This is a genomic window from Patiriisocius marinus (genome assembly GCF_008974325.1).
Taxonomy (GTDB): Bacteria; Bacteroidota; Bacteroidia; order Flavobacteriales; family Flavobacteriaceae; genus Patiriisocius; species Patiriisocius marinus.
On sequence record NZ_BKCG01000001.1, the window covers coordinates 268,865 to 295,043 of the forward strand.

A 26,179-nucleotide genomic window follows, 5' to 3' on the forward strand; every position below is an offset into this window, starting at 1 on the left:
TATGAAAAACCACACCAAAATATTTGAAATGGGAGCTGAAGGAGGTTCTATTGCATTATACCAATGTATAGATGCCAAAAACCAAGAGTGGTATTACCATAGCACCCAAGAAATAGGATATGAAGATTTAGGCATAGCAGGAGTTGATAAAACTTCTAAATACAGTAGGTCTATTGGAGAAGCTTATATAAAAATGCAAGGAGAATACAATAATGTAATGAGTTTATATCCTGTAATGGTGCATGAAGATTATAAGTACATTATAAAAAGTTTATTAATACTCTATGTAACACATGAAAACAAAGATATAGATACCTATAATTGGGCAAATGCCTTAGGTATGGATATATCAGAGTTAGAAGAAGAATTGAAAAAAATATGAGTTAACAAATGGCAGAAAAACAATTACAAAAAATTACAGCATCAGCCTTTTTTAAGTTGATTACTAAAGAGGATATTCAAGAAGCATATAGCCATATTACAAATAATACTATTAGCTTAAAACAGTCAACCAAATATTCTGTTTTAGTAAATAACATGCCTTTTCCTCCTAAAGATTTTATTAGGGTTATAGCTAACTTAAAAAACTATTCTATTGATGAAGGTACTCTTTTTGGTGGACAAACTAATAAGCCATTTGAAGCATTGGGGTATAAAGTAGTAAACAATCAAGATTACCCATTTTTTAATGCCTCTATCTTACAACCACAAATTAGAAAGTATCAAAATGCCATAGATACAACAGATTGGTTAAAAATTCATGAAAGCTATAAATTCAATTTTATAAAATGGCTTGAAGATAATATAGATTTTGAAAATGACACCAATGAAGCTATTAAATCAAAGATTGAAGAATCTCAGCAACAAGCTTTTAGTCCAAACTCTAACACAAAAGGAGTCAATTTTATTCAGACCATTACCAGATACCAAGATGATTATATTACCATAGAGGACATAGAAAAATTAAGACATATAATTGCCAATGAAGTACATGAAAGCAAGGAGAATCTAACTCTATCTTTTGGCAGTTTCCCTAAAACAAGTGCTTATTTATGCTTGTTTGCACCCAATAGATTTATGGCTTATGATGGAGAATCTATACCAGCTTATGAATATTTATCTAAAGGCAGTACAAATACCAATACAGCACCAAAAAGAAATTATAAAGCCTTTCAATTTTATCAAACATTTTATAAAAACATAAAAGAGCATCTAAAAGAAAGTCACCTAAACACAACTGCTTTTACAGACCTATTACAGGTTGAAACACTCACAGAATTACATTGGAATTTTATTACACAAGATTTTTTACTCTATATAACAAGACAAATTATGAATGCTAAAGTACCTGCTTATTATTGTGTAGGATTTCACTTTTATGGTGAGAACCCCACAAATCAATTACCAACATTTATAGAGAACAATATTTGGATTAATGGCTATGATGACAAATTTGTTAATGTTGTAAATGAAGTTCCAATAGGCTCACTAATTGCAGCTAAAACATCATATACTATGAATGAAGATGACAAAACTATTTCTGTTTTAGAGGTTCATTGCATAGGTGAAGTTTCTGGAAACAGCAAGGATGGGAAACACTTAAATGTAGATTGGCAAAAAAACTTTAAATCATTTATATTAAAAAGAAAAGGAGGCTATAGAAGCACTATAAGCAAAGTACATAACCAAACTAATATTGATGCAATTTTTTACAAAAATGATACTGATGAAGAATTAATTGAAGATGAAAACAAAGAAACTCAACAATATACTTTAAACCAAATTCTTTATGGTCCACCTGGCACAGGAAAGACCTATAAAACTAAAAAGTTAGCAGTAGAAATTATTGAAAATCAAGAGTATTCAGATGCACCAGAAGACAGAGAAATCATTTTAGAAAAATATTCTAAATATGTAGAAAGTGAGAACATCCACTTTACCACTTTCCACCAAAGCATGAGTTATGAAGATTTTATTGAGGGCATTAAACCTACATTGAATGAAGATGAAGAAAAAGAATTAAGTTATGAAATACAAGATGGAATTTTTAAGTCAATTTGTAATCAAGCAAAAAAAAATAAAAACAGTATAAAAAAAGATACTGGTACAATACTGCAAATTGAACCTTTTGATACAGCATGGAATTATTTAGTAGAATATATTACAGAAAAGTTATCCAATACTGAAGTTCCAACATTTAATACATTAACCCATAAGCAGGTTAATGCTGTTGGTATTACAGACAAAGGTAATTTACTCTTTAAACCATCAGCAGGTAGTGATTTAGAATATATCATATCCTATAATAGAACAAAAAAGTTATTTAATGCATTTCCAGATTTAAGCCTTATAAATAATATAGATAAGGAATTTAGGCAGGTTATTGGTGGTTCAAATTCCACTGCTTATTGGAGTGTTCTAAATTACTTACATCATTGGATTGAAGAAAACCAAGATAAAATAGTCATAGAAGAAATAACTGATATTCCTACTAAAAATCAAAACTATGTTCTTATTATAGATGAGATAAATAGAGGAAATGTGTCTGCAATTTTTGGAGAATTAATTACTCTTATTGAAACAGATAAAAGAACAGGTGAAAATGAAGCTATTAGTATTACATTACCTTATTCTAAAACTAAGTTTTCTGTTCCTAATAATGTGTTTATTATTGGCACAATGAATACAGCAGACAGAAGTGTAGAAGCTTTAGATACAGCATTAAGAAGAAGGTTTTCTTTTGAAGAAATAGCACCTAACCCACAACTGCTAATAGGCTTAAACTACAAAGAAGTTGATTTAGAAAAACTACTTTATGCTATAAACCAAAGAATAGAAATTCTAGTAGATAAAGACCACCAAATAGGACATTCTTACTTTTTTAGCATTAATAATTTTGATGATTTAAAGTTGGTTTTTAAAGATAAAATTATTCCTCTTTTAGAAGAATATTTTTATGGTGATTTTGGTAAAATTGGTTTGGTACTGGGTGAAAATTTTATTGAACAACAAAATGTTAAGAACAAATCTATTTTAGCCCCATTTAAAAATTATGATGATTTAGATTTTGTTGCTGATAAAAAGATTTTCAAGCTAAAACCTATTGATAATATGGAAGTTTTAGATTTTATTTCAATTTACCAAAAAGCAGAGTCATAAATGCCAAACAAAAACCTTATACAAGTTTTTGAATATCAAAAATTAAGATTTACTGATACAAATGATTTTAAAGAACATCATTTTAAAGCATTGGTAAAATTTAATGAAGAAAATGACAATAAGTATTTTAAACCTATTTACAATGGTATTCAGTTTGGAAGTTATGTAGGAGTTCTTCAAATAGGAGGATTAACTATTGAGATATTACCAAAGGCAGACAAAATTGATAATAGTAACCAACAAGAAAAAGATACTTGGCAAAGTGTTTTATTACATATGCTTAGAGTATGTAATAAAATTCAAGTAGAAACAGTTTCAGAAACACAACTTAAAAAAAGATACCATTCTATTTTAGAAGCCTATTTTGCTATGTATTTAGAAGAAATAGAACATCTTGTTAAAAGAGGCTTAGTTAAAAATTACAGAAGAGTTAAAAGCAATCAATTAGCCATAAAGGGCAAACTTGTATTTGCACAAAACATACAAAAAAACACAGTTCACAAAGAAAGATTTTATTGTGAGCATCAAGTGTATGACAAAGACCATTTAATTCATCAAATTTTATTAAGAGGGTTACAGGTTTTAGAATCTTTAAACACCTCTCATTTATCAGATAAAATTAATAGGCTATTATTTCAGTTTGATGAGGTAAAACACATAACTGTTAATGCTAATCATTTTAAAAAAATAAAGCTAAACAGAAAATCTCAACCTTATGATAGAGCTTTGAGTATTGCAAAAATGTTAATTCTTAATTATTCCCCAAATATAAGTTTTGGTCAAGATAACATGCTTACACTTTTGTTTGATATGAATATGCTTTGGGAAGAGTATATTTTTAGAACCTTAAATAAACATAAACCTTTTGGTTATGAAGTTTCTTTTCAAAATTCTGACACCTTTTGGGAGCATAAAACCATTAGACCAGATATAGTAATAACAAATACTAAAAGTGAAAATTTTGTAATTGATACCAAGTGGAAAATTGTAGAATCTAATAACCCTTCTGATAATGATTTAAAACAAATGTTTGTATATAATCTTCATTGGAAATCTAAAAAAAGCATATTGCTTTACCCTCAGGTTAATCAGAGAGATAGTGAGTTTGGGAATTACTTTTATAAGCATCTTGAAAACAGTCAAAATCAATGCAAATTAGGATTTGTTAGTGTTTTAGAAAATGGTAGCATAAAAAAAGGGAATATATTAAGTGATGAAATTTTTGATAAATTATAAAACATGCAAATCACCAAAACAGATTTTATACACTACCTAAACTGCCCAGAATCTTTGTGGTTGCTTAAAAACAAACCAGAAGCTTACAGCCAATACAAAGGAAAGTTTTCTTTGTTTCTTGAAAAGCTTATAAAAGAGGGTTATGAAGTTGAGGAGTATGCTAAGTTATTATTTTCTAATGGTATAAATCTACCTGAAAATTCCACACCAGAATTTACTAAAAAGCAATTAGCATCTATTAATACTGTGTTTTTTCAACCCTCATTTTCTACACCAAAAGGTGTGTTTGCAAGAATTGATGTATTAGAAAAGTTGGCTAATGGTAGTTATCATATTTATGAAATAAAATCTGCTGTAAGTGTAAAGAAAGAAAAATTAGAAGATGCTTGTTTTCAAAAATATGTGTTGCAAGAATGTGGTTATACAGTTTCAAAAGTGTCTATCATTCATTTAAACAAGGAATATGTTAGGCAAGGCACTATTAACCCTGAATACTTATTAGAAATTACAGAAGTTACAGAGCAAATAGAAGGTATCTATTCTTCTGTAGTAAATGAGATTAATGCAGCTTCAAATTTAATTAACAAAGAAGTTATTAATGAAGCTGAATGTAGTAGCAGATATAAAACAAGGTCTAATCATTGTGATACTTTTAAATACTTTAATAAAGATGTTCCAGAATATAGCATTTATGAAATAGGTAGAATTTCAGCCAAAAAAATAGGGCAATTAGTAGATAATAGTCATTTAAGTATTTTAGATATTCCTTTAGATTTTGAGTTAAGTACAAAACAACAATTACAAGTAGAATCTGTTAGGCAAGAATTGGTAATAATCAATAAACCTGCAATAGATAAAACCTTAGACAATCTTAAATTTCCTCTACATTTTGTAGATTATGAAACTTTTCCTACTGCTATTCCTAAGTTAGATAATATGAGTCCTCATAACCATTTAACATTTCAGGTATCTATCCATACCATGCAAGAAAATGGAGAATTAACTCATTTTGAATGGTTAGGTAAAAAAATAGAACAGCCTGCTGAAATGCTACAACAAATGCAAGATTTCACAGATGCAACAGGTACTTTTATTTCTTGGTATGCCCCTTTTGAAAGAGGTAGAAATGAAGATATGGCAAATTGGATTTCTGGTTTTGAAGATTACCTAAACTATATGAATGCTAATATGTTTGATTTAATGGATGTTTTTAAAACAGACTATGTAGATTATAGGTTTCATGGTTCTACTTCTATTAAAAAAGTATTGCCTGTTTTATGCCCACAATTTTCGTATTCAGATTTAGCAGTGCAAGATGGCACAATGGCATTAGACACTTGGGGAAGAATGGTAACAGACCCTAATTTTAATGAAGATGTTGAGCAGACCAGAAAAAATTTATTAGCCTATTGTAAATTAGACACTTTGGCTATGGTAGAGATTTATAAGGTTTTAAAACAGTTATAATTACTTAAAACTAAAAAAATGACAATAGAAGAATTAAAAGCAATTTGGGACTATACAAGTATTTTAGTAGATAAAAAAACATTTTTCTGTATGGAACTATATAAAAACATTGCTAGTTATACGATAAAAAAAAATTTTTAATTATTACTTTGTTTGATAGTTCCTTTTACTCAAAAGATGAGTCAGTTGATAAATATATAGAAGAGTCAGTAAGGAAAAATATAATTGCAGTAGCTTTAGACTATGAAAATGATGTTGAAAATTTTGAAATTACCTTTGATGGTAGATTTTAAATAAGGCTGCCATTTAAGACAGCCTTATCACTCACTTCAAAAACCAATGGTAGTTAGAATCACCATTGATAGCATTAGCCAATCCTTTTGAAAAATCAAAGGCATTGACATTTCTTGATAGAAATGAGTCTATATAAGAACTCTTATTAGCTCCTGTAAAGAGATTATACACATTCCATAAGTTAATATCTCCATTGTCATTTCTACAAAAGCTATCATCTAAATAATAGTCTTTTGCTACTGTAGAAATCTGCCCATCATTGAGTAATAATTCTGGGATTTGAGATTTTTCCTGTTTTGGTAAATAATGGTATAATCTAGCTCTGCCTATAAGTTGTGCAAACTGTTGTTCAGTTAAATTTTGCTGAGATAACAGCTTCATTTCTTGTAAATGATTCTGAGCATTATAACCTTGAATTAAATCTAATATTTTAGATTGTAATTCTGTATAATTACCCACTCGCATTTCATCTTGATAACCGTCTGTAGATATGCATAAATTACAGCATACCATATTTTGAAAACCAATGAAGAACTTGAATTTCTCATAAGTTTTCCTGTTATACAGGTTCTCTAAATTGTAACTTCTTACACCACCAACAGTTAAAGCAACATCATTACCATTGATGTTTTCAGTAATTGAAGGAATTCTAATGATGAATGCCATTCTTTCAAAATACTGCGTTTTCTCATGTTCTAAAAGTTCTTTTACTGGCTTGTATATTGCATCAGCAGTTCTACCTTTAATTTGATGTGAAACTCTCACTTCTGGCACTTCAATAGTATGATGAGAAAACACCTTGCTAACACAATTTTGAGCTATTTCTATAAACTCTTGATGTGCTAATGTCTTTTCGTTATCTTTTGAGAATACAGGTATAATACAATCATGTTTTAAGGTAGAAAGGCTAACCTCTTTTGTGTTAGCCTCTATAAATGGGTTATGTGGATATACTTTATTTTCTGAAGGTTTTTCTAAATGAGGTACAATTTGTAACTGACCTTCAGGCAAATTAAATACTTCATTATGCTGTTCATTAATTTCTGTTATTGATACTAGTTCCATTTTGACTAAAATTTTGAGGATTAATTAATTTTTCTAATTGCTCTTTTTTACTTCTAAACTGAGGTTCTAAAGACTGTTGAAAAAATGGATTTTCATTATATAGTTTAGTTAATTCAGAAACAGATAATGAATTATTAATTCTACCAACCATTTCTTTAACTGTCATAGGTTCAGAATTACACCATTTTAATAATCTTTCTCCTGTTTTAGAAGTGATAATAAATTCAGGTCTATTCATAAAAAGTCCTGTTCTATCTTTTGATGCTTTTGCTAAATGATTATCATTAACGAGTTCAAAATTTACAGTTAATTCATACTCAAATCCTTCTCTTGTAATTTCTTTAGTTCCATGTTTAATAACTTGTGTTCTACCATTACTTCCAACATCTAAAGAGTAATCTACTTTTCTTCTTGTTGTAGTAATAATATGACAAGTAGATTGTAAAATCTTATCAATGAATCCCTGATGCATAGGTGTAACCCTTGCCCAATCTTGAAATCTACCTCCTAATTTTGAGTGAATATCTAAACATCCTCCTGTTCCATTCCATTCATGGGTAACACTATCAATGATTATCACTTCAATATTAGCTTTTTCGCATACCTCTATTGCCTCAATATATCTTTCTGGACTATATGGAGCAGATAAGTCTAAAACATTGAACTCACCTAAATCTGAATACAGACTTGCACTACTGTTTTCAGTGTCTATCACAGCAATTTTCTTCCAATTACCTGTCATTCCATAGGCTAGTAATAAAGCACTATGTGTCTTGCCAAATCCTGATGCTCCAGATATTCCTAATCTGAGTTTTACATTCTTTCTTTTACTCTGTTTTAATTCCATCATTTTTTATTTTTGAAGGTTAATATTAATTTGAATTGTTTCAGTTGTATCTTAATGGATACATTCTATAATGAAAAAGCACCTATCTTTAAGATGGTGCTTTTTTAATATTTACTACTTTATGCCAGTTCTGTCAAAACCTATATGTGTACTTTGACACAACTGGCATAATTTATTTTTCTTACTTATAAATTAGGATTGATATTTTTTTTAAGTATTGCTTTATCTCTTATCAAGTTCATTAGGATTAAAGCCTAATTCTTCTATTTCACTATCATAGTTAAAATCATCTATATTATCTTTTAATATCTCAGAAGGTATATCTACAGGAACTTCAAACATCTCATTAAAAATAGCCGTTTCTATAAAATCCCTTGGGTCTCTTGTTTCATTAAATTGTAAATTCATTGGATATTCTGAATTAAATACACCTAAATACTTACTGTACCTTTTATTATTAATTCTTTTTTGTGAATCAACATTAGCATCAACACATAAAAACAAATCACATAACTTACTAAAAACTTGTTTTTCAGATGGGTTATTTTTACCTCTTAATAAACCAAAAACTCTTTTTTTTACAAAAACATCTTCTTTGTTTAAATTTAGAATAAGCGTTTTTGCTAAAGTGTAAATAGGCTTAGGTAAAACGGATTTATTATTTAATGTGGTTGCTATATAAAAATCACCATCTATCTCTTTTTTACGATTTTCTGTAAATTCAACAAACAAGTTTTTCAATCTTCCAAATTCTCTATATAAGTTAATTAAAGTACCTTGAACTTTACTTTCTTCTGAAAACTGAATACAATCATTAAAATAGTTTCTATCTAGGTAGGTTATATTTCCCATTAACTTACATGCTATTATGCTTAATAAAACCCTAGTTAATTTAATGTTTTTAGAAGATATTTTCTTGCCATTTAATTTTAAAACATAAGAAGACAATACATTTTGAAATTCTAATAAAATCTCATTTTCTGTATTGTGGAGAACTAATCCACTCAAGGTATTACCAAAAGGTGATGCTGCATTATATTCCGCTGAAAGTGTTTGATAAATTACATCAATTATGTTATCATCATTAAACTCTAGGTCTTTGCATTCCTCAACAATAACTTCAGTTAATTTTGCATTTTGAAATTGGTCATTAAACAGTGCCCAAAACAGATAGGGTAGAATTTTTTTACCATATGAATAGTGCTTTGTGTAGAGTAATTTATCCCCATGTTTCAATAAAAACTCTTCATAAGTTGGATAATTCAATTCAATACCTAAATGATGTAAATATTCGTAATTTCTAATCTTTTCAGAACTATCTTTTATAGAGTTTATAAATTCTATAGGCTTTTTATGTTCCTCTTTAAGTTTGTTATAATAATCTTTTATAAAATAGGCTTGTTGACTTAAATTATAATTCTTGATGGTTGTATATTCAGAAGAAAATGGTTTGATATTCTCTAGATAATCACCTTCAATTAATTTAGTAGGAATAGAAGAACAAATATAAATCACTCCTTTTATCCTCATTCTAGCAATAGATTGAATTAAGGCAATGTAACCTCCTGTAAAAACACCATAACTACCAAGACCTTCAATCATATTATGAGGTGGTAATAATATGATAAATATTCCTCCATTAATATTTACACCTGTAGAAAAATTGGTTCCTACATGAGCTTGATGTTCTTCATTAAACTCATAATTAGTTTCTGAAGTACAAAGTTTTAGTTCTACATTAAAATCATTATAAAATTCCTTATAATCTTTCCATATTTTATTAGCTAGATTCTTAGAGTAAGATAGAATATTTACTTTTTCTCCTTGTTCTAACCCGTTCTTAATTATGGGGATTAATTTATCTAGACTACTAATATTATTTGCGAAATAGGAAATATTACTTAACAGTAATTTTACCTCAGCTCTTCTTTGTTTACTCTTAAATCTTTCCCCTCTGAGGATTAAAATATTCTTTTGTGTTAGTAGAGAAATATATTTTGAAACCTGAATACTTGTTTCAGTAAAAGTCGCACTTGCAATAAAGGATTTGTGTATAACATCTGACCACTTAAGAAGATGAAATATTTTATCGCGTTGAAAATTGTGTATACTAGCGTGTATTTCATCTATAAATAAAACAACTTTTTTATTCTCTTCTTTACATCTTTTATATAGGCTATTTAAAAACTCTTGCTTTAAGTAACTTTGTGCTACATAATTATCTCCAGGATTTCGCAGAAATGCATTCACTGAAAGAATATGTAGGTCTTTCATAACAGATAGTTTTATATCAGCACTACTAAAGTCTTCTTCTTCAAACATTCTGTAGTTAAATCTATTATCTCCAAGATTGTCAAACTCGTTATAGTATTTATCTATTAAAGACTTAAAAGGCACCAGAATTATAGCCAGATAGTTTTCTGATAAATAACTGTTAACTAGGCTGTTTAAAGTAGTTGATTTGCCTTGACCAACTCCAAAATTTAATAAAACTGTTTCTGATTTATTAAAATTATCTTTGTTATCTATAAAATGATTTGAAACTTGTTTGCTGACAAAACCATTTTCATCTGGTAATATCTCTTTAGATTTAACATTAAAACCTATATCAAAATCATTAGCAGGGATTTTTTTATAGATAATATCAGATTCTATTATTTTTGGTGTCATTTGGTTTACATCTAAAATTTAACTGTGCCATAAATGTATTACAACACAGTTATTAATCACTTCTTTTTCTTTAGTTTTTTACTCAACTTACTCATCTGACTGCTTACCTTATGCTGAACCACCTTAGCATAATGCCTTTGAGTTATTGAAATACTTGAATGACCTAACAGTTCTGAAACTATCTCAATTGGAATATCATTATACAACAATACTGTAGTAGCAAATGTCTTTCTTGCTATATGATGAGTTAACCTTTTGTCTATTTCTACTAATTCTGCAATCTCCTTTAAATAAGAATTGAATTTTTGATTACTTATTATAGGCAACAACTTACTTTCATCTTTGTATTTGTCTATTATACTTGATGCTGTAGGTAATAAAGGAATAGATATTTTTGATTTAGTTTTTTGCCTCATCATTTGAATCCAAACACCACCATCAAAACCTTTGATTAAATGCTCTTCTCTAAGGCTAGACATTTCTTGATATGCCAATCCTGTATAACAACAGAAAATGAACATATCTTTTACTTGATTCAATCTAGTCTGTCTGAAAGTGTGATTTTCGAGTTTATCTAATTCTTTTTGATTTAGGTAAACTACTTTACTTTCATATTTTTTAGGTTTGTAAAGTATGAATGGGTCTTTCTTCAAATAGCCTTTTGCTAGAGCTAATTTGATAATCTTTCTAACACGTTGAATACTCTTATTAATAGTAATCTGCTTTTGTTTCTTTTCAGATTTTAAATAGAAATCAAAATCGTCTAAAAAGTTTTGATTGATAGACTCCAGTAGTATATCTCCTTTCTTGTATTGGAATCTTATAAAGTTTGAAACATGGTTTCTAGCCTCTGTAAACTTGTTATAAGTAGACTTTGAATACTCAACACCTATTAGCTTCTTCATTCTATTGTTATGCAATTCAAACACCTCTAAAAGCGTTTTATTTGCCTTTACATTCTTTCCTACATACTGTAAGTAGATGTCCTCTACATCAAAACTCTCATTGTTAACTTGTAGCAACAAAAAAGCCTGATTAACTTTTTGCTTAATCAGGCTCAAATGAGTATTAATGTTTTCATTTTCTTTATTGAGAGGTATTGCTTTTTGTTTTTTACTGTTCCAACAATCTACAACAGTAAATAAGCCTGTAGAGAATACCTTTCTTTTCTTTAAATATGTAATTCTACACCTTAATGGTGCTGTACCTTTTGAGTTTGCATTTATTTTATCTAACACAAACAATATGCTTAATTTACTGTTATTCATAATGATGTATTTTTATAAGGGTATGCCTTTTTTAAATTAGGGTATGCCTTTTTCTGTGCCTTTTTTTAGTTAAATGAAGGTAATCTGTACTTTAGTAAGAATCTAAAATAATTGCCAAACAGCTGATTTTACTGCATAAAAAAAGGAACTAACACAATGTTAATTCCTCTTCTAGTAGCGGGAACTGGACTCGAACCAGTGACCTTCGGGTTATGAGCCCGACGAGCTACCTACTGCTCTATCCCGCGATGTAATACCCAATCGTCTCTCTTAGCTTTTAACTTGCGATTCATAATGTCGCCGAAATTATTGGACTGCAAAGATACAAACCTTTTTTATCCTTACAAGCACTAAATGAATAAAATTTCAGAAAATATTTTAACAGAAAATCTTAAATGTTTTTTCACCTAAATCAGGTTGCTTACTTTTAAGCTGTTATGAAAAAAACTATCAAAATATTATTAATTATAAGCCTTACAACACTAAGCCTTTTTATAGGGTTAACAATCTTAGTGAACATGAAAATACAACAAAAAGTTGAAAATTTTCTTCAAACTAGACTTCCACAAAACATTTCGCAGTCACACAATACTATGAATGTAGATACCTTTGAAGGCACAATTACTATTAGTGATTTGCTAGTACACTTAAAAAACAAGAGCGATACCATTACTCATACAACAATTGGAATGGATAAATTGATTATTGAAGATGTAAGCTATTGGAAATATCTTTTTAATGACGAAATTCATATTGAGGATATTAAATTTAAATCGCCAATAATTACATACCACAAAGATAAAGTAATCATTAATAAAGACTCTGAACGAATAGCGCCTATTAAGCTGTTTAAACCTATTATTATTGAGGAGCTAAGTATCGACAATACTACACTTACAATTTTTGAAAAAGGCAAGGACAGTGTTCTTATTCATACTACTAATACCACAATTGAAATTGACGATATACTAATAAGTAAGGAAACATTACTTCAAAAAATACCAGCAACATTCAGTGAATACGAAGTTAATACGGATTCCATATTTGTAAAAATTAGTCCTTACGAGAACGTAACTGCTCAAAATCTTACCATTAAAAATCAGCAAGTTTCTCTCGAAAACATTGCCTTAAAAACAAAATATTCGCGTACAGAACTATCTAAAATTATCACTAAAGAACGTGATCACATTGATTTAGATATTAAGAACATAACTTTAGCTGACATAGACTTTGGTTTCATTGATAATAAAAAACTATTTGTAAAAAGTTCAAATATTTCTATTGAAAAACCAGTCGCATCTATTTATAGAGACAAATTAGTGAGTGACGACACAACAATAAAAAAACTTTATAGCAAAATGCTTAGAGAAACCTCTATAGACTTGACCATAGATAAAATAGCTTTGAATAATGGTTCAGTAATTTACACAGAGCGCGTAAAACAAGATAACACAGGTGGTACAATAGATTTTAAAAACCTATCTGCAACTATTTTGAATGCAAGTAACACTTACACCTCTAATGAAAAAACAACTATAGATATTGAAGCTATATTTATGAAAAACACTCCGCTTAAAGCCAACTGGGAGTTTGACGCCACGAAACCAAATGACCAATTTATTTTTAAAGCCGAAATAGGAAGTCTAAAAGCCAGTGATTTAAACACCTTTATGAAACCTAATTTAAAAATACAATTAGAAGGTGTTACTAATAAAACGTACTTCACAATTAGCGGAACAAACAATACCTCTAATATTAGTATGCGAATGAGCTACGACAACTTTAAAGTCAATATTTTAAATAAAAAAGGAAATAAGAAAAACAAATTCCTATCTGCCATAGCAAACATTTTTATAATTGAAGATAGTAAAAATAATAATCAAGTATTTAGCGATGGCTCAGCTACTGCAACTCGAGATAAAACAAAGTCCTTTTTCAACTACCTATGGCTTAATATAAAGAGCGGTCTACTAAATACCTTAACTGGTAAAGACGAAAACTAAAAATGTTTTGAAACAGACTTATTTCAAATTTAAATAAAATTTACTGCTCGATACTCTCTACTCTACATTCAATTAAATCTGTACCTTCAAACTTGGCTGTAATTTGGATAGGATTACAACAAACCTCGCAGTCTTCCACATAACTAGAATTTACTGAAGGATCAAGAAGCATCGACACCTCTTCCCAACAATGTGGGCATTGAAAAAAATGTTCGTGCATGAAAATAGTATTTAATTTAAGCCGAAATTTTAACCATTTAAACGCAGCTACAAATCAACATTTAGCAATTGACCAGTAAGCTGAAGCACTTGAAGCTCGGCTAATTTTGCTTGATATTTAGCTAAATTTTTATTCGTTTTTGCATTCAATAAATTTACTTGCGCCTGGCGTAACTCTACTGAACTTATTTGGCCTAATTTATATTGCTCATTACTACGCTCAAAATTATTAGTTGCAGTAAGTACATTTTGGGTTTGTAGCTCATAGATTTTTAACCTATTAATATAATCACCTTGAGCATTTAAAATATCGCGATCAACTTCTTTTACAATTTGCTCAATTAATGTCTCTTGACTCTCTATTTGAATTTTAGCATTTTTAACCGAAGTTATACCACTTCCACCATCAAATAAACTCCAACTCAAATTTAGTCCAGCAGAAAAACCTGTCGACACACTTGCTTGAGAAAAACTAGTTGAAGGAAAATTACCCTCATTCCATCCATAACTACCCGTAAGCCCTACCGTAGGAAGATAAATCGATTTACTCGACTTATAATTGTTCTCTGAAATAGTTTTGTTTTTTTTAGCCTGTAACACACGTACATTCATTGTATCTGCCTCTTGAATATAATTTTCAAGAACCAATTGAGGAATAAAAACAACCGTAGTATCTACAGTAAAATCACGCTCTAAATCTAAATTTGAAATTACATTTAAATCACGTTTTGTATTAGCTAAAAGCTGTCTTGCATTCAACAAATTGATACTATCAGTTACTAAATCAACTTCAGCATTTAACACATCTAATTTGTTATTTTGACCATATTCAAAAGCATAACCTGCACGTTTTAATCTACGCTCTGTATTAAAAAAAACATCTTCGAGCACAGTAATGTTTTCAGTGATTCTTGCTACTTCAAAATAAACAGAAAACATTTGTATAATAGTAGTTTCCATTGTCTCCCTTACTTGAAGCTTAGAAACGTTGTACTGCTCTTGAAATGTTTTATAATCCCAATACCTTCCTAAACCATCAAACAATGTATAACTAAGATTTAATGAAGCGTTGTAACGAGTTGTCTCAGCACCATCAACAATATTAGCCTCTCCACTTTGAAAAGTAACTTCTTGATCTTGGATATCATAAGATGCACCCGCAGTTCCTGTAAGTGATGGTAAATAACCTGAATTCAAAATCCCTTGGTTATTATCTGCAATTTCAAGATTTTTAGCAGCAATCGTAATACCAAAATTATTCTGTAAAGTTTCGGCGATAGCGTCTTGTTTTGTTAGCAGCCCATTAGATTGCCCAAGCATATTTCCGAAGCAAAGTAATGCAACTAGTAAAAATTTAATGTGCTTCATTTTGTTCTTTTATTGCGCGTTCAACTTCTTCATTGGTTACATCTTTACCAGTGATCAACCATTTAGTCCATTTCTTAGTACGGTTACCAAATGACAAAAATACTGGTAGTAATACTAACGTTAATATGGTTGCAAAACCAATTCCGTATGCAATTGAAATTGCCATTGGTATCAAAAATTTTGCCTGTCTACTTTCTTCAAATATTAATGGCGCTAAACCTGCTATTGTTGTTATTGATGTCAAAAATATAGCTCTAAATCTAGATTTCCCTGCTTCTAAAACTGCATCATCGAATAGCATTCCCTCCTTTAAATTCTGATTAAATTTACCTATAAAAACAAGTCCATCATTAACCATAATTCCCACTAAAGCAATAATCCCTAACATCGAAAGAATATTAATTGGAAAGTCGTGAATCCAGTGACCCCAAGCAACTGCTGGCAAACTAAAAGGCACGAGCAATAATAGCAGTAACGGCTGACTATAACTTCTAAAAGTAAATGCAATAGTCATATAAATTAATGCTAAAACCGTCCAGCCCACAGGCCCTAATGATTTTGTTAACTTCCCTGCTTCTCTATTTTGACCTTCGTAAGAAGGAGAAACCGTAGGGTATTTAGATAATATTTCTGGCATTATTTCATTACGCAGTTCTTCTAAAACATCTGTAGCACTTACTTCATCAGGATTTTCTATATCTGCGGAAATTTGAATTTCACGTCTACCATCTAAGTGATTTATAGCTACTTCTCCTCGTTCAATACTATAAGTCGCAACCTCACTTAGCGGAATTTGAGCACCACTTGGAGCCGTAATTCTCATTGCATCTAAATCTGAAATTGAAGATCTATTTTCCTTATCGTATCGAACCCAAACTCTAATCTCATCTTGTCCACGCTGAAAACGTTGTGCTTGAACTCCGAAAAACCCAGAACGTACTTGTGCCATCACTGTTCTTAAATTTAGACCAAGCAAATATGCATTTTCGTTTAACTCTAGTTTAATTTCCTTGATTCCAAGTGGATCATTATCGGTAACATCCTTCAAAAGCGGATTAGCCTCTAAGTTGTCCTTAAGTTCTTTTTTAGCAGCTTTAAGTTCGGTTATATTATTTCCGAGTAAAGAAACGGACACTGGACTTCCTCCAAAGTTACCACCACCACCATAAACAAGACTTTCTTTTCCTAAAACAGGGCCAACCTTCTTTTGAATACTTCGCGTAACAATATCTGATGTTACAGCGTTTGGACGCTCTTCTCCTGGCAATAGATTAATCGTTAATGAAGCTGATGACGAACCAGGACCAATATTTTTAATAATATTTTCAAACATTTTTTTATCCTCATACTCTTCATTGTCACCTAAATACTCCGCAGTCAATTCATTATTAGTTTCTATTGCTTTCGATTCAATATAACTTATAATACTATCTGTGATTGTCTGGTTAGTACCTTGCGGCATTTCTAAATCAATTTGAACTCGATCACTAGCGATACGCGGAAAAAAAGCAGTACGAATGATTCCTCCGCCAACACTAGCAATAGAAAGCATCATTACACATACAAAAATTAGAAATACAAAAATTTTATTCTGAAGGGTAAAACGTAAAACAGGGGCATATAACTTATCACGTAACCAAACCATAACACGATCTCCGTACATATTTATATATCGAAGCTTTGCAAACACTTTTGAAATACCTGTTTTTGGTCTATTATCTTGTTTTCTTAATGCCTTAGAATGTGCTAAATGGGCTGGCAAAATAATAAGTGCTTCAACAAGTGAAACTACTAATGTAAGAATTACAATTACGGAGACTTCACCAAAAATTTCACCTATCCTTCCATCTAGAAACAAAAAGATTCCAAAGGCTAAAATAGTTGTAGTAATAGCAGACAATATAGGAGGAATCACCTCCATCACCCCATCAACTGAAGCTTGAATAGGATCCTTTCCTTTTTCATAATGTTGGTATATATTTTCTGCAATTACAATTCCATCATCTACTAGAATACCAATTACGATAATCATCCCAAAAAGCGATAATACATTAATTGTAACATCGAAAAAGCCTGCAACTGCAAACATTCCTAAAAATGCAACGGGTAACCCAAAAGCCACCCAAAAGGCTAAACGGGTATTTAAAAATATTGACAAAAACAGTAACACAAGCAGCATCCCTATTATTGCATTTTCGGCTAATAATGCGGTACGTTGTACAAGTGTTGTTGACAAATCACTAACGACACTTAATTGAACGCTCGTGTATTTTTCATTATAGTCTTTTATATATTCCTTTACATTTTCAGCTGAAGAAATTAAATCTTCACTATTTGTACTCGTTATTGTAATATTCACTGCTAATTTCCCGTCGAAATAACGAGCATTAGGTGTTTCAGAAAAACGATCTCTTATTTTCGCAACATCTTTCAACCTTACAGATTGCCCATTAGAATTAGCTCTAACAATTAGATTATTTAATTCGTCGCCATAATAAGACCTATTGTTTGCTCTAATTAAATACTCTTCTGCATCGGTTTTAATAGTACCTCCAGTGACTAGTATATTAGCACTACTTACGGCTTGTGCTACCTCGTCAAAGGTTAACCCATAAGCCAACAATACATTCTCATCTACTGCAATTTCAATCTCTTCGTCTGGATAACCACTTATACTAATTTGAGAAATACCTTCAATTCCTTTTAAATCATTTTCTACATCTCTACCTATTTGCTTTAACGTAACTAAAGGGATATCTTCTCCACTAATGGCAAATGTGATAGTTTGCCTAATCGCTTCTTGCTTAGCCACTACTAATGGCTCCATCCCAACAGGAAATGAAGGAACTCTATCTACAGCGTTCTTAACCTCAAGCAACATGAAATCGATATTTTTACCTTTTTCGATTTCAACATTTATGCTTCCACTATTTTCTCTAGAAGTCGAAGTTACTCGCTCTACTCCATTTAATCCTTTTAAATTATCTTCAATTTTCAAAACTATCCCTTCTTCCACCTCCTGAGGAGAAGCACCTGGATAAGCAACAGAAATAGTAATGTTTTTAGAATCTACTAATGGAAAAAAAGATGACTTTAATCCTAAATATCCAAAAACACCAAACCCTACAAAAGCCAAAACAATTACGTTAACAGCTACATGGTATCGTATAAAAAATTCAACGAGTTTGCGCATGCTATTTTAGTTTTTGGAAGTTGTTTTAGCCTGTTTAGCAGACTCATCTATTGTTTTAACCAACATCCCAGCATATGCGCCAGAAATAGGTTGTGCTAATATAGTAGTGCCATCTGGTATGTTTTTTAATACCACTTGTTTTGCAGAAAAGTAAACAGGTTGCACATCTATCAATTCTAAAACAGAATCTTTCACAATAAATAATTGTGACTCATCTATTAATAGTTTTCTATTTACACTTATAGCACTTTCTTCACTACGAGCATCAAGTTGAGCCTCAAGGAACATACCTTCCTTTAAATCGTCTCCTTTAACTTCTACAAACACTTTTACCGTTTGTGAAGTCTGTTCAATTTTACCATTAACTCTAGAAACTTTCCCTACGTAAATTTTATCTGAAGCAGAAGCAGAAAGATCAACCGACTCCCCTACTTTTAACAAATCGCTATATTCTTTTTCAATAGCTAATTCTACTTCATAAACCGATGGGTCGATAAACTCTCCTAACTTTTGTCCTGGACGAACTAAAGTCCCCTTATTAACTAAAGCTTCGGTAAGTACCCCTGTAAACGGAGCGTATATATTGTACTTACCTAAACGTTGTTCTAGGTTTTTAATATTATAATATGATGCTTGGATTCCACGACCTGTAATAAAGTAGCTAGCCTTCTCATCAGCAATGTTTGGCAACTCTGGCACTCTTTTATTTACATCAAAGTTTTTTAAATAAGAATCCCAAACTGGAAATACTTCAGGATAATCAAGTCTTAAATCTGGCATTATAGAAGTAACCAAATTATAAAACTCACTCTTAGCAGCTAAAACCGAAGCATTGAATTCTCCAGCATCGAGGCTTATTAAGGTTTGGCCTTTCTTGTATTCTTGCCCTGCTTTAAAGTCGTGAGAACTACCTCTAAAAATTCCTTGGTATTCCGCATAAAGCTCAAGCTTATTTTTTGCAGTTATAGTACCATTAGAAGGAATTAATATAGGAACCGTACCATTAGTGACAGCTTTAACATAAACTGTTTTTACAACTTTTTCAACCTTAGGTTTAGGCTTGTTTTTACTATCAATAATTTTAGTTGCTATAAAATAAGTACCTATTACAAGTAGGACACCTAAAATAATAAATACATATCTTCTCACAAGTCTGTTTTATTGGTTAGACGACAAAAATAGTTTTGCTATTCCCCATGTACCGTTAAAACTATCTTAATAAAAAACGCCGAAATACTAAAGTTTTAGTATTTCGGCGTTTATAATTGTACATTAAGATAATTGCTCTAATTGGTTAGTGACTTTTTCCCAGTCCTCCATTAACTTAACAATTTCATCTTTTTTTCCTTGATATTTCTCAAAAAAATCATCTTTAGCTATCGTCGCTTCATAATTAACAGCGAGCTCTACATCAATTTCCTTCACTTCGCGCTCTAACTTATTAATTTTCGATTCAATTTTACTTAAACGATTTGTAAGTGATTTAAGCTTCTTTTGATCTTCGTAAGACTGTTTACCTCCAGCATTTTCAGCTTTCGCTTCGGTTGCGACCACTGTACGTTTCTCTGCTTCTCTTAAATTCTGAATATTTCGTTGTTCTAAGAAATAATCAATATCCCCTAAATATTCTTTTATTTGATGATCCTTAAATTCGTAAACTTTATCAGTTAAACCTTGTAAAAAATCCCTATCGTGACTTACCAATAGTAATGTCCCTTCAAAGTTTTTACAGGCGTCTTTTAATACATTTTTAGATTTAATATCAAGGTGGTTTGTAGGTTCATCCATTACAAGCACATTAAAAGGCTGTAATAACAACTTGGCCAACGCCAAACGGTTGCGTTCCCCCCCACTCAATACTCGTACAAACTTATCCACTTCATCCCCTCTAAAAAGAAATGAACCTAATATATTACGTACTAATGGTCGTGTACGCTCATCTGCAGCATCGAGCATTGTATCCTCAACTGTTTTAGTCCCATCGAGATAATCTGCTTGGTTTTGTGCAAAATATCCTATCTGAACATTATGCCCTAAATTCATTACACCTCCGTGAGGAATTTCATCAACAATAATTTTAGCTAATGTTGATTTTCCTTGACCATTCTGACCTACAAATGCTACTTTAGAGTCACGTTCAATCATTAAATCTACACCTTGCAAAACTTTTTTATCTCCGTAACTTTTAGATATATTTTTAGCTTCAATCACTACTTTTCCAGGTATTACACTAATAGGAAAACGTAATGACATTACTGAATTATCATCCTCATCAACTTCAATTCGATCAATTTTATCTAGCTTTTTCATTAAAGACTGTGCCATAGTAGCCTTACTTGCTTTTGCTTTAAACTTAGATATCAATTTTTCCGTATGTTCAATTTGCTTTTGCTGGTTTTTCTGAGAAGCTAATTGTTGTGTACGCAATTCTTGGCGTTGAACTAAATACTGTGTGTAAGGTTTATTATAGTCATAGATTTTCCCTAACGAAATTTCAATAGTTCTATTAGTAATGTTATCTAAAAACATTTTATCGTGACTTACCACTACAACAGCACCTGCATAAGCAGATAAAAATTCCTCTAACCAAAGTATCGATTCAATATCAAGGTGGTTAGTAGGCTCATCAAGAAGCAATATATCATTGTTTTGAAGCAATAACTTAGCTAGCTCAATACGCATACGCCATCCTCCCGAGAATGTTTCGGTAATTTTATTAAAATCTTCTCTTTGAAATCCTAAACCTTGTAAAATACGCTCAGTTTCACCTTGGTAATTATAACCACCGTGAATTTCATACTGTTCTTGCACATCGTTTAAATCTATCATTAACTGATTATAACTTGCGCTTTCATAATCGGTTCTGGTAGCTAATTGCGTGTTTATTTCGTCAAGCTGCTTTTCGTATTTTTTAATTTCCGTAAAAGCTTGGTATGACTCTTCTAAAACTGTACGGCCTTTCACAAAATCGATATCCTGTTTCAAAAACCCAATAGACACTTCTTTGTCCATTGCAATAGCACCCTCGTCATATTCTTGCTCACCAGAAATAATTTTTAACAAAGTAGACTTTCCTGCTCCGTTTTTTCCAACGAGTCCCACACGCGTTCCAGCACCAAGCTGAAATGTGATTTTTTCGAATAAATATTCTCCCTGAAAGGAAACAGATAGGTTATGTATATTGAGCATAAATTAATTTGATTGACTTGAACGCTTTTGCAGTCTAATTTTTTTGCAAAGATGCTTAATTTTGGAGTGGAAAAAAAATGGACTAGCACCCAATTTTTAAGCGATACCAAGATATTTGGTTACTCCATTTTTACTTCTGAAATTTTAAGCATTTAAAAAATGAAGGGAACAAAACTTTATAGCATATTAAATAGCAAATGTCCTGTTTGCCACAAGGGCGATTTATATAAAAATAAAAATCCCTATAAAATTTCAGAAACATTAATAATGCCTGAAAGATGTTCTAATTGCAACACTAAATACAAAATTGAACCTTCATTTTTTTACGGTGCTATGTATGTGAGTTACGCTGTTGGTATTGCTTTTGCTACAGCAGCTTTTGTAATTTCGTATTGGATGATTGGTCTTTCACGTTTAAATTCATTTTTTATCATCATCCTTACGCTTGTACTATTTTTACCAATTATTACGAGGATTTCAAGAAACATTTGGATTAATGGATTCTTTACATATGATAAAACAAAAGTTTAAAGAAAACGCGCTAAATTTAATTCCGATGGTATTTCGGTATCATTCTCTATAAAGTCGAAAAGTTGTTTTGCTAATAAAGGTGCCATAGTAAGTCCTCGAGTACCTAATCCATTTAGAAAGGCTACGTTGTGTGAAGCTGGCAAAACACCTATCAGAGGTTTTCTGTCTTTTACAGTTGGTCTAATCCCTGCAACTTGATCTACAACTTCAAAATCACAAGTAATCATTGTCTTCAATTTATCTGAAAGATCAAAACGCGCATCTTCTGTTATATCCATTGACAACTCATCGCGTCCATAGCTTGCACCTACCTTGTACAAATCATTCCCTAAAGGAATAACCATTACAGGACCTTTTAAAACTGATGTACATTTTAAGAGCGGAGCATTAACAATAATATACTCCCCTTTATTTGGAACAAACACTTTAGGTAACTCCGGACTAATAGCTAGTGGAAATAATGGGTTATTTACTACACCCGCACCTTCAGAAAATACTATATGATTTGCACTTATATCTTTATATACAACATTATCATTTTGGATTTCCAATAAAGAATAATCAAAATAGTCAGCGATAATGCAATTATTTGAGGCCAAAAAAATTCTATAGTCCTGTACTAATGTTGCAGGACGAATTTGGTATGCTTTATTAACAGATCCAAGTTTATATGGTGCTGAGATACTTTTATTATCGTTACTAACTAAATCACTTTTTAAATAGTGTTTTAACTGGTCTTTATCACAAGCTACAATCCAATTATTTTGTTCCTCAACACTTTTAAGAATTCGATGTATAGCTATAGGCTCAATTACCTTATCAGACAAAACAGCTTCAAGTCTTTGATAAAAGGGGATAGCATAGGTGAGAAATTGCTCTACATTCCAAGCTGCTGTAAATCGCTTAAGTACCGTTGGGTTCAATACTCCTCCAGATGCAGTTGTAGCCCCTTTATTAGCATCTTCAAATAAAACGAATGATTTGTTATTAGAACGTAATGTTTCGGCGAAAGCCAAACCAGCGATTCCTAATCCAACAATTATATAATCTACATTTTTCACGAGGTAAATATACCTTTTAAAAAGATTGAAAATAAATATATGTACGAGAGAAAAAAGCAAAAAAAAGCCCACTTGAAAAGTGGGCTCTTATTAAATATGTTAATCCTTAGTAATTCCAAAGATCAATTTCAATGTTACGAATTTGGTCTTTAATACGATCAGATTCTAACAATTGCATAAGTGCATTATCATTGATATAATCTTTTACTCCTCTATCTCCTTGAACATTATCTTCTTTGTAGATAACTCCACTAAAACGACGAGAGTTTAGTAAATGATCATACGTAATGGGTTGTGATGTGTTCTTACGATTGAATGCTTTTGCATTGTGTAATGCCTCTCTAGCTGCAGGGAAATACACCCAGAACAACTCAACACGGCTATCAAATCCATCATCTTCAAAAGCCTTTGAACGTGCTTCACCAGCAACAGGACAAATACCTAATAAACGATACTTTAACTCACCTTGTCTTTTATCAATAAACCAAAGTCCACGTATTCTCCACTCTTCAATATCAGCAGCATCTAATGTAAACTCACGAATATATTCGTCATCTACACGACCTTCTGCGTTAAATTGTTCAATACCATAATCTGTTGTATCACGGTAAACAAGTGAAGCATCTAAATCTTCTAGAGTACGTTTTTCAGTAAAATATGAATCAGCATAAACTTCATCAATTGAACCATCTCGCATATTTTTAACGAGTACGTCATATAATGATCTTCTTTCGCTACCTATATTGTTTGTATCAATTGGGTAGTATAATGGAAAGTTTACACGCTCATCGAGATCGATAATTTCCCAAGTGGCTTTTGACCACAATACGTCGCGTTCGTCAATGTATCCATAAGGTAAAGGCTCATCATTATCATAAGCAATTTGCGCTAATGTTTTTTGACCTATTTCCTCTGGAGTCGTTGCATTCAAGATGTTTAACTGTGCACTTGACGTACCCAACCCAACAACAAGAAGAGAGGCTCCTAAAATTACGTTTCTCAAATTCATCTATCTTATTTTAAAACTACTAGTTTGTTAATTCAATACAGATTGGAGAAATTTTCTTCAATTTGTATCCACTGTTTCCAGCGATATTTGCGCTAATGTCAAATATTTGTACAGTCTCTCCACGTTTTGCTCTACGCAATGCTCCTGAAGCTTGACTATTTAATTTTCTTCCACTTACTTTAATTGTAGGTTGACCAGATACTTTAAAGCTAAATCCAGTAACGTTCAATTTAAGGTCGAAATCAAAATCTTGTAATGCTGCACCAATTGAAGACTTTTCAAGTCCTGCACGTTGCATTCTTACACATCCACCGTCACCATCTTCACCACGAATAGTTCCAGTTGGTCTTGGGATATCTTTAATACGGAATGTTTTAGAATCACTAACTGATCCACCACCGTTTGGTAATGTTGCACTAACGTTAATTTTAACTTCTCTACCTGATCCAGGTGTCATTGTATATGACGTACCAGATTTTTTAGATAAACCTGACGCAGAAGCATTCACCTTACTTGGGTTAATACCTGCAAAATCAATTGTCATTGGGTTAGCAACACCACGATAAACTACATTCATTTTATCTGCAGCGATTGTTGCAGAGTTAGGCTTACCAATAGTTGTATAGCTCTTTTCAACTTTAACAGGAACTTCTTCACCGTCTTGTAAGAAAATTAAGTTACCTGTAATTTTGTGTTCACCAACACCACCAGCACCAACTTTAAGAGCTACTCTACCACCTTGAAATTCATACTGATCTTCACGGATAGGTCTTCCATCAATTTTTAATTCAACTCTTTCAGGCTTTGTAGTTTCATCAACACGTCCTAATGAAATAATTCCATCAAAACTATCGCTCGAATAATAAGCACCTTTAGTTGTAGTCATTACAGTTTCGTAGTTAGCTTCTGATACTTCAGATAAAGATTTTAAATCTCCAGCTAATAACTTAGATAAGTATTCATTCTCAACAGATTTGATATCATTTTGAGTTTGAGTCATCTTAGTTAAAGAAGAAACTGATGGAAACCCTACAAAATTGTGGCTAATATAATCCTTAGTCACAGTAGTACTTCCGTCTTTAATTTTAATAGGTTCAGTACTAAAATCAGATTTCAATTGAGCAGATAGAACTGGGTTATTAGCTTCAGTTAATGCAAGCATACCATTACGGTATGTATCCATTTTAGCTAAATATTCTTTACCAGCATCAGTAAGCTTTCCTCCTTTATAGTATAATTCATCTAAAAAATTAGACTTATCCATTGCTTCATAATCCGTAGGATCTTCTACTTCAGATAAAAGTAAAGCCTTCTGAGAATCTATATATGCATAATATTCGTTTGAAAGCGTGTGAGCTTGTTCAGCTTTCGCTGCAGTTGCTTTTGCTTTTTCATTTGTTGATGCACTAGTTTTTAAACCAAGTAGCGCTACATCATTCTTTGCAGAAAAGTTAGTATTAGCACGGTCTAACTTTTCGTTAATTGAACCAAATGCAGAAAGCACTTCTTTTGACATATTTAATGCCAACATCGCGATGAAAACCAAGTACATTAGGTTAATCATCTTTTGTCTTGCGGATTGTTTTCCTCCAGCCATTAT

At 31.3% G+C, this 26,179-nt stretch carries 19 protein-coding genes and 1 tRNA gene; 7 read left to right on the forward strand and 13 right to left on the reverse strand.

Features of this window, described 5'->3' with window-relative positions; translation table 11 throughout:
• The first annotated feature begins 1 nt into the window (after nucleotide 1).
• Genes GBH57_RS01200 through GBH57_RS16280 form a run of 5 tightly spaced genes read left to right on the forward strand, consistent with a single transcriptional unit; the run spans nucleotide 2 to nucleotide 6,003 of the window.
• Nucleotides 2-382 (forward strand): hypothetical protein, encoded by a 381-nt coding sequence (locus GBH57_RS01200; RefSeq protein ID WP_151672228.1) that lies wholly within the window; start codon nucleotides 2-4, stop codon nucleotides 380-382.
• An 8-nt stretch (nucleotides 383-390) separates the two neighbouring features.
• A complete protein-coding gene (locus GBH57_RS16330; RefSeq protein WP_151672229.1) occupies nucleotides 391-3,159 on the forward strand; it encodes an McrB family protein in 2,769 nt (922 codons plus the stop codon).
• A complete protein-coding gene (locus GBH57_RS01210; RefSeq protein WP_151672230.1) occupies nucleotides 3,160-4,395 on the forward strand; it encodes an McrC family protein in 1,236 nt (411 codons plus the stop codon).
• Between the two features lie 3 nt (nucleotides 4,396-4,398).
• A complete protein-coding gene (locus GBH57_RS01215) occupies nucleotides 4,399-5,862 on the forward strand; it encodes a DUF2779 domain-containing protein (RefSeq protein WP_151672231.1) in 1,464 nt (487 codons plus the stop codon).
• A gap of 18 nt (nucleotides 5,863-5,880) precedes the next feature.
• A complete protein-coding gene (locus GBH57_RS16280; RefSeq protein WP_262714248.1) occupies nucleotides 5,881-6,003 on the forward strand; it encodes a hypothetical protein in 123 nt (40 codons plus the stop codon).
• A gap of 183 nt (nucleotides 6,004-6,186) precedes the next feature.
• On the opposite strand, the gene GBH57_RS01220 is transcribed toward GBH57_RS16280, so the two are convergent.
• The 5 genes from GBH57_RS01220 to GBH57_RS01240 form a co-directional block, all read right to left on the reverse strand.
• On the reverse strand, nucleotides 6,187-7,221 hold the full coding sequence (locus GBH57_RS01220) for a DUF3871 family protein (protein WP_151672232.1): 1,035 nt from the start codon (nucleotides 7,219-7,221) through the stop codon (nucleotides 6,187-6,189).
• Complete coding sequence (locus tag GBH57_RS01225) at nucleotides 7,193-8,068, reverse strand: AAA family ATPase (protein ID WP_151672233.1); 876 nt, start codon at nucleotides 8,066-8,068, stop codon at nucleotides 7,193-7,195. The genes GBH57_RS01220 and GBH57_RS01225 overlap by 29 nt, the downstream gene beginning before the upstream one ends.
• 222 nt (nucleotides 8,069-8,290) lie before the next feature.
• On the reverse strand, nucleotides 8,291-10,738 hold the full coding sequence (locus tag GBH57_RS01230) for a DEAD/DEAH box helicase family protein (protein WP_151672234.1): 2,448 nt from the start codon (nucleotides 10,736-10,738) through the stop codon (nucleotides 8,291-8,293).
• Between the two features lie 56 nt (nucleotides 10,739-10,794).
• Nucleotides 10,795-12,006 (reverse strand): site-specific integrase, encoded by a 1,212-nt coding sequence (locus tag GBH57_RS01235; RefSeq protein WP_151672235.1) that lies wholly within the window; start codon nucleotides 12,004-12,006, stop codon nucleotides 10,795-10,797.
• A gap of 175 nt (nucleotides 12,007-12,181) precedes the next feature.
• A tRNA-Met gene (locus tag GBH57_RS01240) sits at nucleotides 12,182-12,254 on the reverse strand.
• Nucleotides 12,255-12,524: 270 nt separating this feature from the next.
• Here GBH57_RS01240 and GBH57_RS01245 point away from each other — a divergent pair.
• Nucleotides 12,525-14,009 carry a hypothetical protein gene (locus GBH57_RS01245; protein WP_151672236.1) on the forward strand — a complete coding sequence of 495 codons (1,485 nt, stop codon included), beginning with the start codon at nucleotides 12,525-12,527 and terminating at the stop codon, nucleotides 14,007-14,009.
• A gap of 40 nt (nucleotides 14,010-14,049) precedes the next feature.
• Here the strand turns inward: GBH57_RS01245 and GBH57_RS01250 are convergent, their stop codons facing one another.
• From GBH57_RS01250 to GBH57_RS01270, 5 genes are all read right to left on the reverse strand, one after another.
• On the reverse strand, nucleotides 14,050-14,229 hold the full coding sequence (locus GBH57_RS01250; protein WP_151672237.1) for a zinc ribbon domain-containing protein: 180 nt from the start codon (nucleotides 14,227-14,229) through the stop codon (nucleotides 14,050-14,052).
• A gap of 47 nt (nucleotides 14,230-14,276) precedes the next feature.
• Nucleotides 14,277-15,596 (reverse strand): TolC family protein, encoded by a 1,320-nt coding sequence (locus GBH57_RS01255; protein WP_151672238.1) that lies wholly within the window; start codon nucleotides 15,594-15,596, stop codon nucleotides 14,277-14,279.
• Nucleotides 15,583-18,789, reverse strand: a complete 3,207-nt coding sequence (locus tag GBH57_RS01260) for an efflux RND transporter permease subunit (RefSeq protein ID WP_151672239.1) — start codon at nucleotides 18,787-18,789, stop codon at nucleotides 15,583-15,585. The genes GBH57_RS01255 and GBH57_RS01260 overlap by 14 nt, the downstream gene beginning before the upstream one ends.
• 6 nt (nucleotides 18,790-18,795) lie before the next feature.
• Entirely contained in the window at nucleotides 18,796-19,938 is a 1,143-nt protein-coding gene (locus tag GBH57_RS01265; protein WP_151672240.1) for an efflux RND transporter periplasmic adaptor subunit, read from the reverse strand.
• Between the two features lie 123 nt (nucleotides 19,939-20,061).
• Complete coding sequence (locus GBH57_RS01270) at nucleotides 20,062-21,978, reverse strand: ABC-F family ATP-binding cassette domain-containing protein (RefSeq protein ID WP_151672241.1); 1,917 nt, start codon at nucleotides 21,976-21,978, stop codon at nucleotides 20,062-20,064.
• Nucleotides 21,979-22,137: 159 nt separating this feature from the next.
• Between GBH57_RS01270 and GBH57_RS01275 the strand changes: the two genes are divergently transcribed.
• Complete coding sequence (locus GBH57_RS01275) at nucleotides 22,138-22,509, forward strand: DUF983 domain-containing protein (RefSeq protein WP_151672242.1); 372 nt, start codon at nucleotides 22,138-22,140, stop codon at nucleotides 22,507-22,509.
• Here the strand turns inward: GBH57_RS01275 and GBH57_RS01280 are convergent.
• The 3 genes from GBH57_RS01280 to porM all read right to left on the reverse strand — a co-directional run bounded on the left by GBH57_RS01280 (nucleotide 22,506) and on the right by porM (nucleotide 26,176).
• On the reverse strand, nucleotides 22,506-23,570 hold the full coding sequence (locus GBH57_RS01280; protein ID WP_161596048.1) for an NAD(P)/FAD-dependent oxidoreductase: 1,065 nt from the start codon (nucleotides 23,568-23,570) through the stop codon (nucleotides 22,506-22,508). The two genes, GBH57_RS01275 and GBH57_RS01280, sit on opposite strands and share 4 nt — an antisense overlap.
• A 106-nt stretch (nucleotides 23,571-23,676) precedes the next feature.
• Nucleotides 23,677-24,579 carry a type IX secretion system ring subunit PorN/GldN gene (gene porN, locus GBH57_RS01285; protein ID WP_151672244.1) on the reverse strand — a complete coding sequence of 301 codons (903 nt, stop codon included), beginning with the start codon at nucleotides 24,577-24,579 and terminating at the stop codon, nucleotides 23,677-23,679.
• A 19-nt stretch (nucleotides 24,580-24,598) separates the two neighbouring features.
• Entirely contained in the window at nucleotides 24,599-26,176 is a 1,578-nt protein-coding gene (gene porM / locus GBH57_RS01290; RefSeq protein WP_151672245.1) for a type IX secretion system motor protein PorM/GldM, read from the reverse strand.
• Nucleotides 26,177-26,179: the final 3 nt, after the last annotated feature.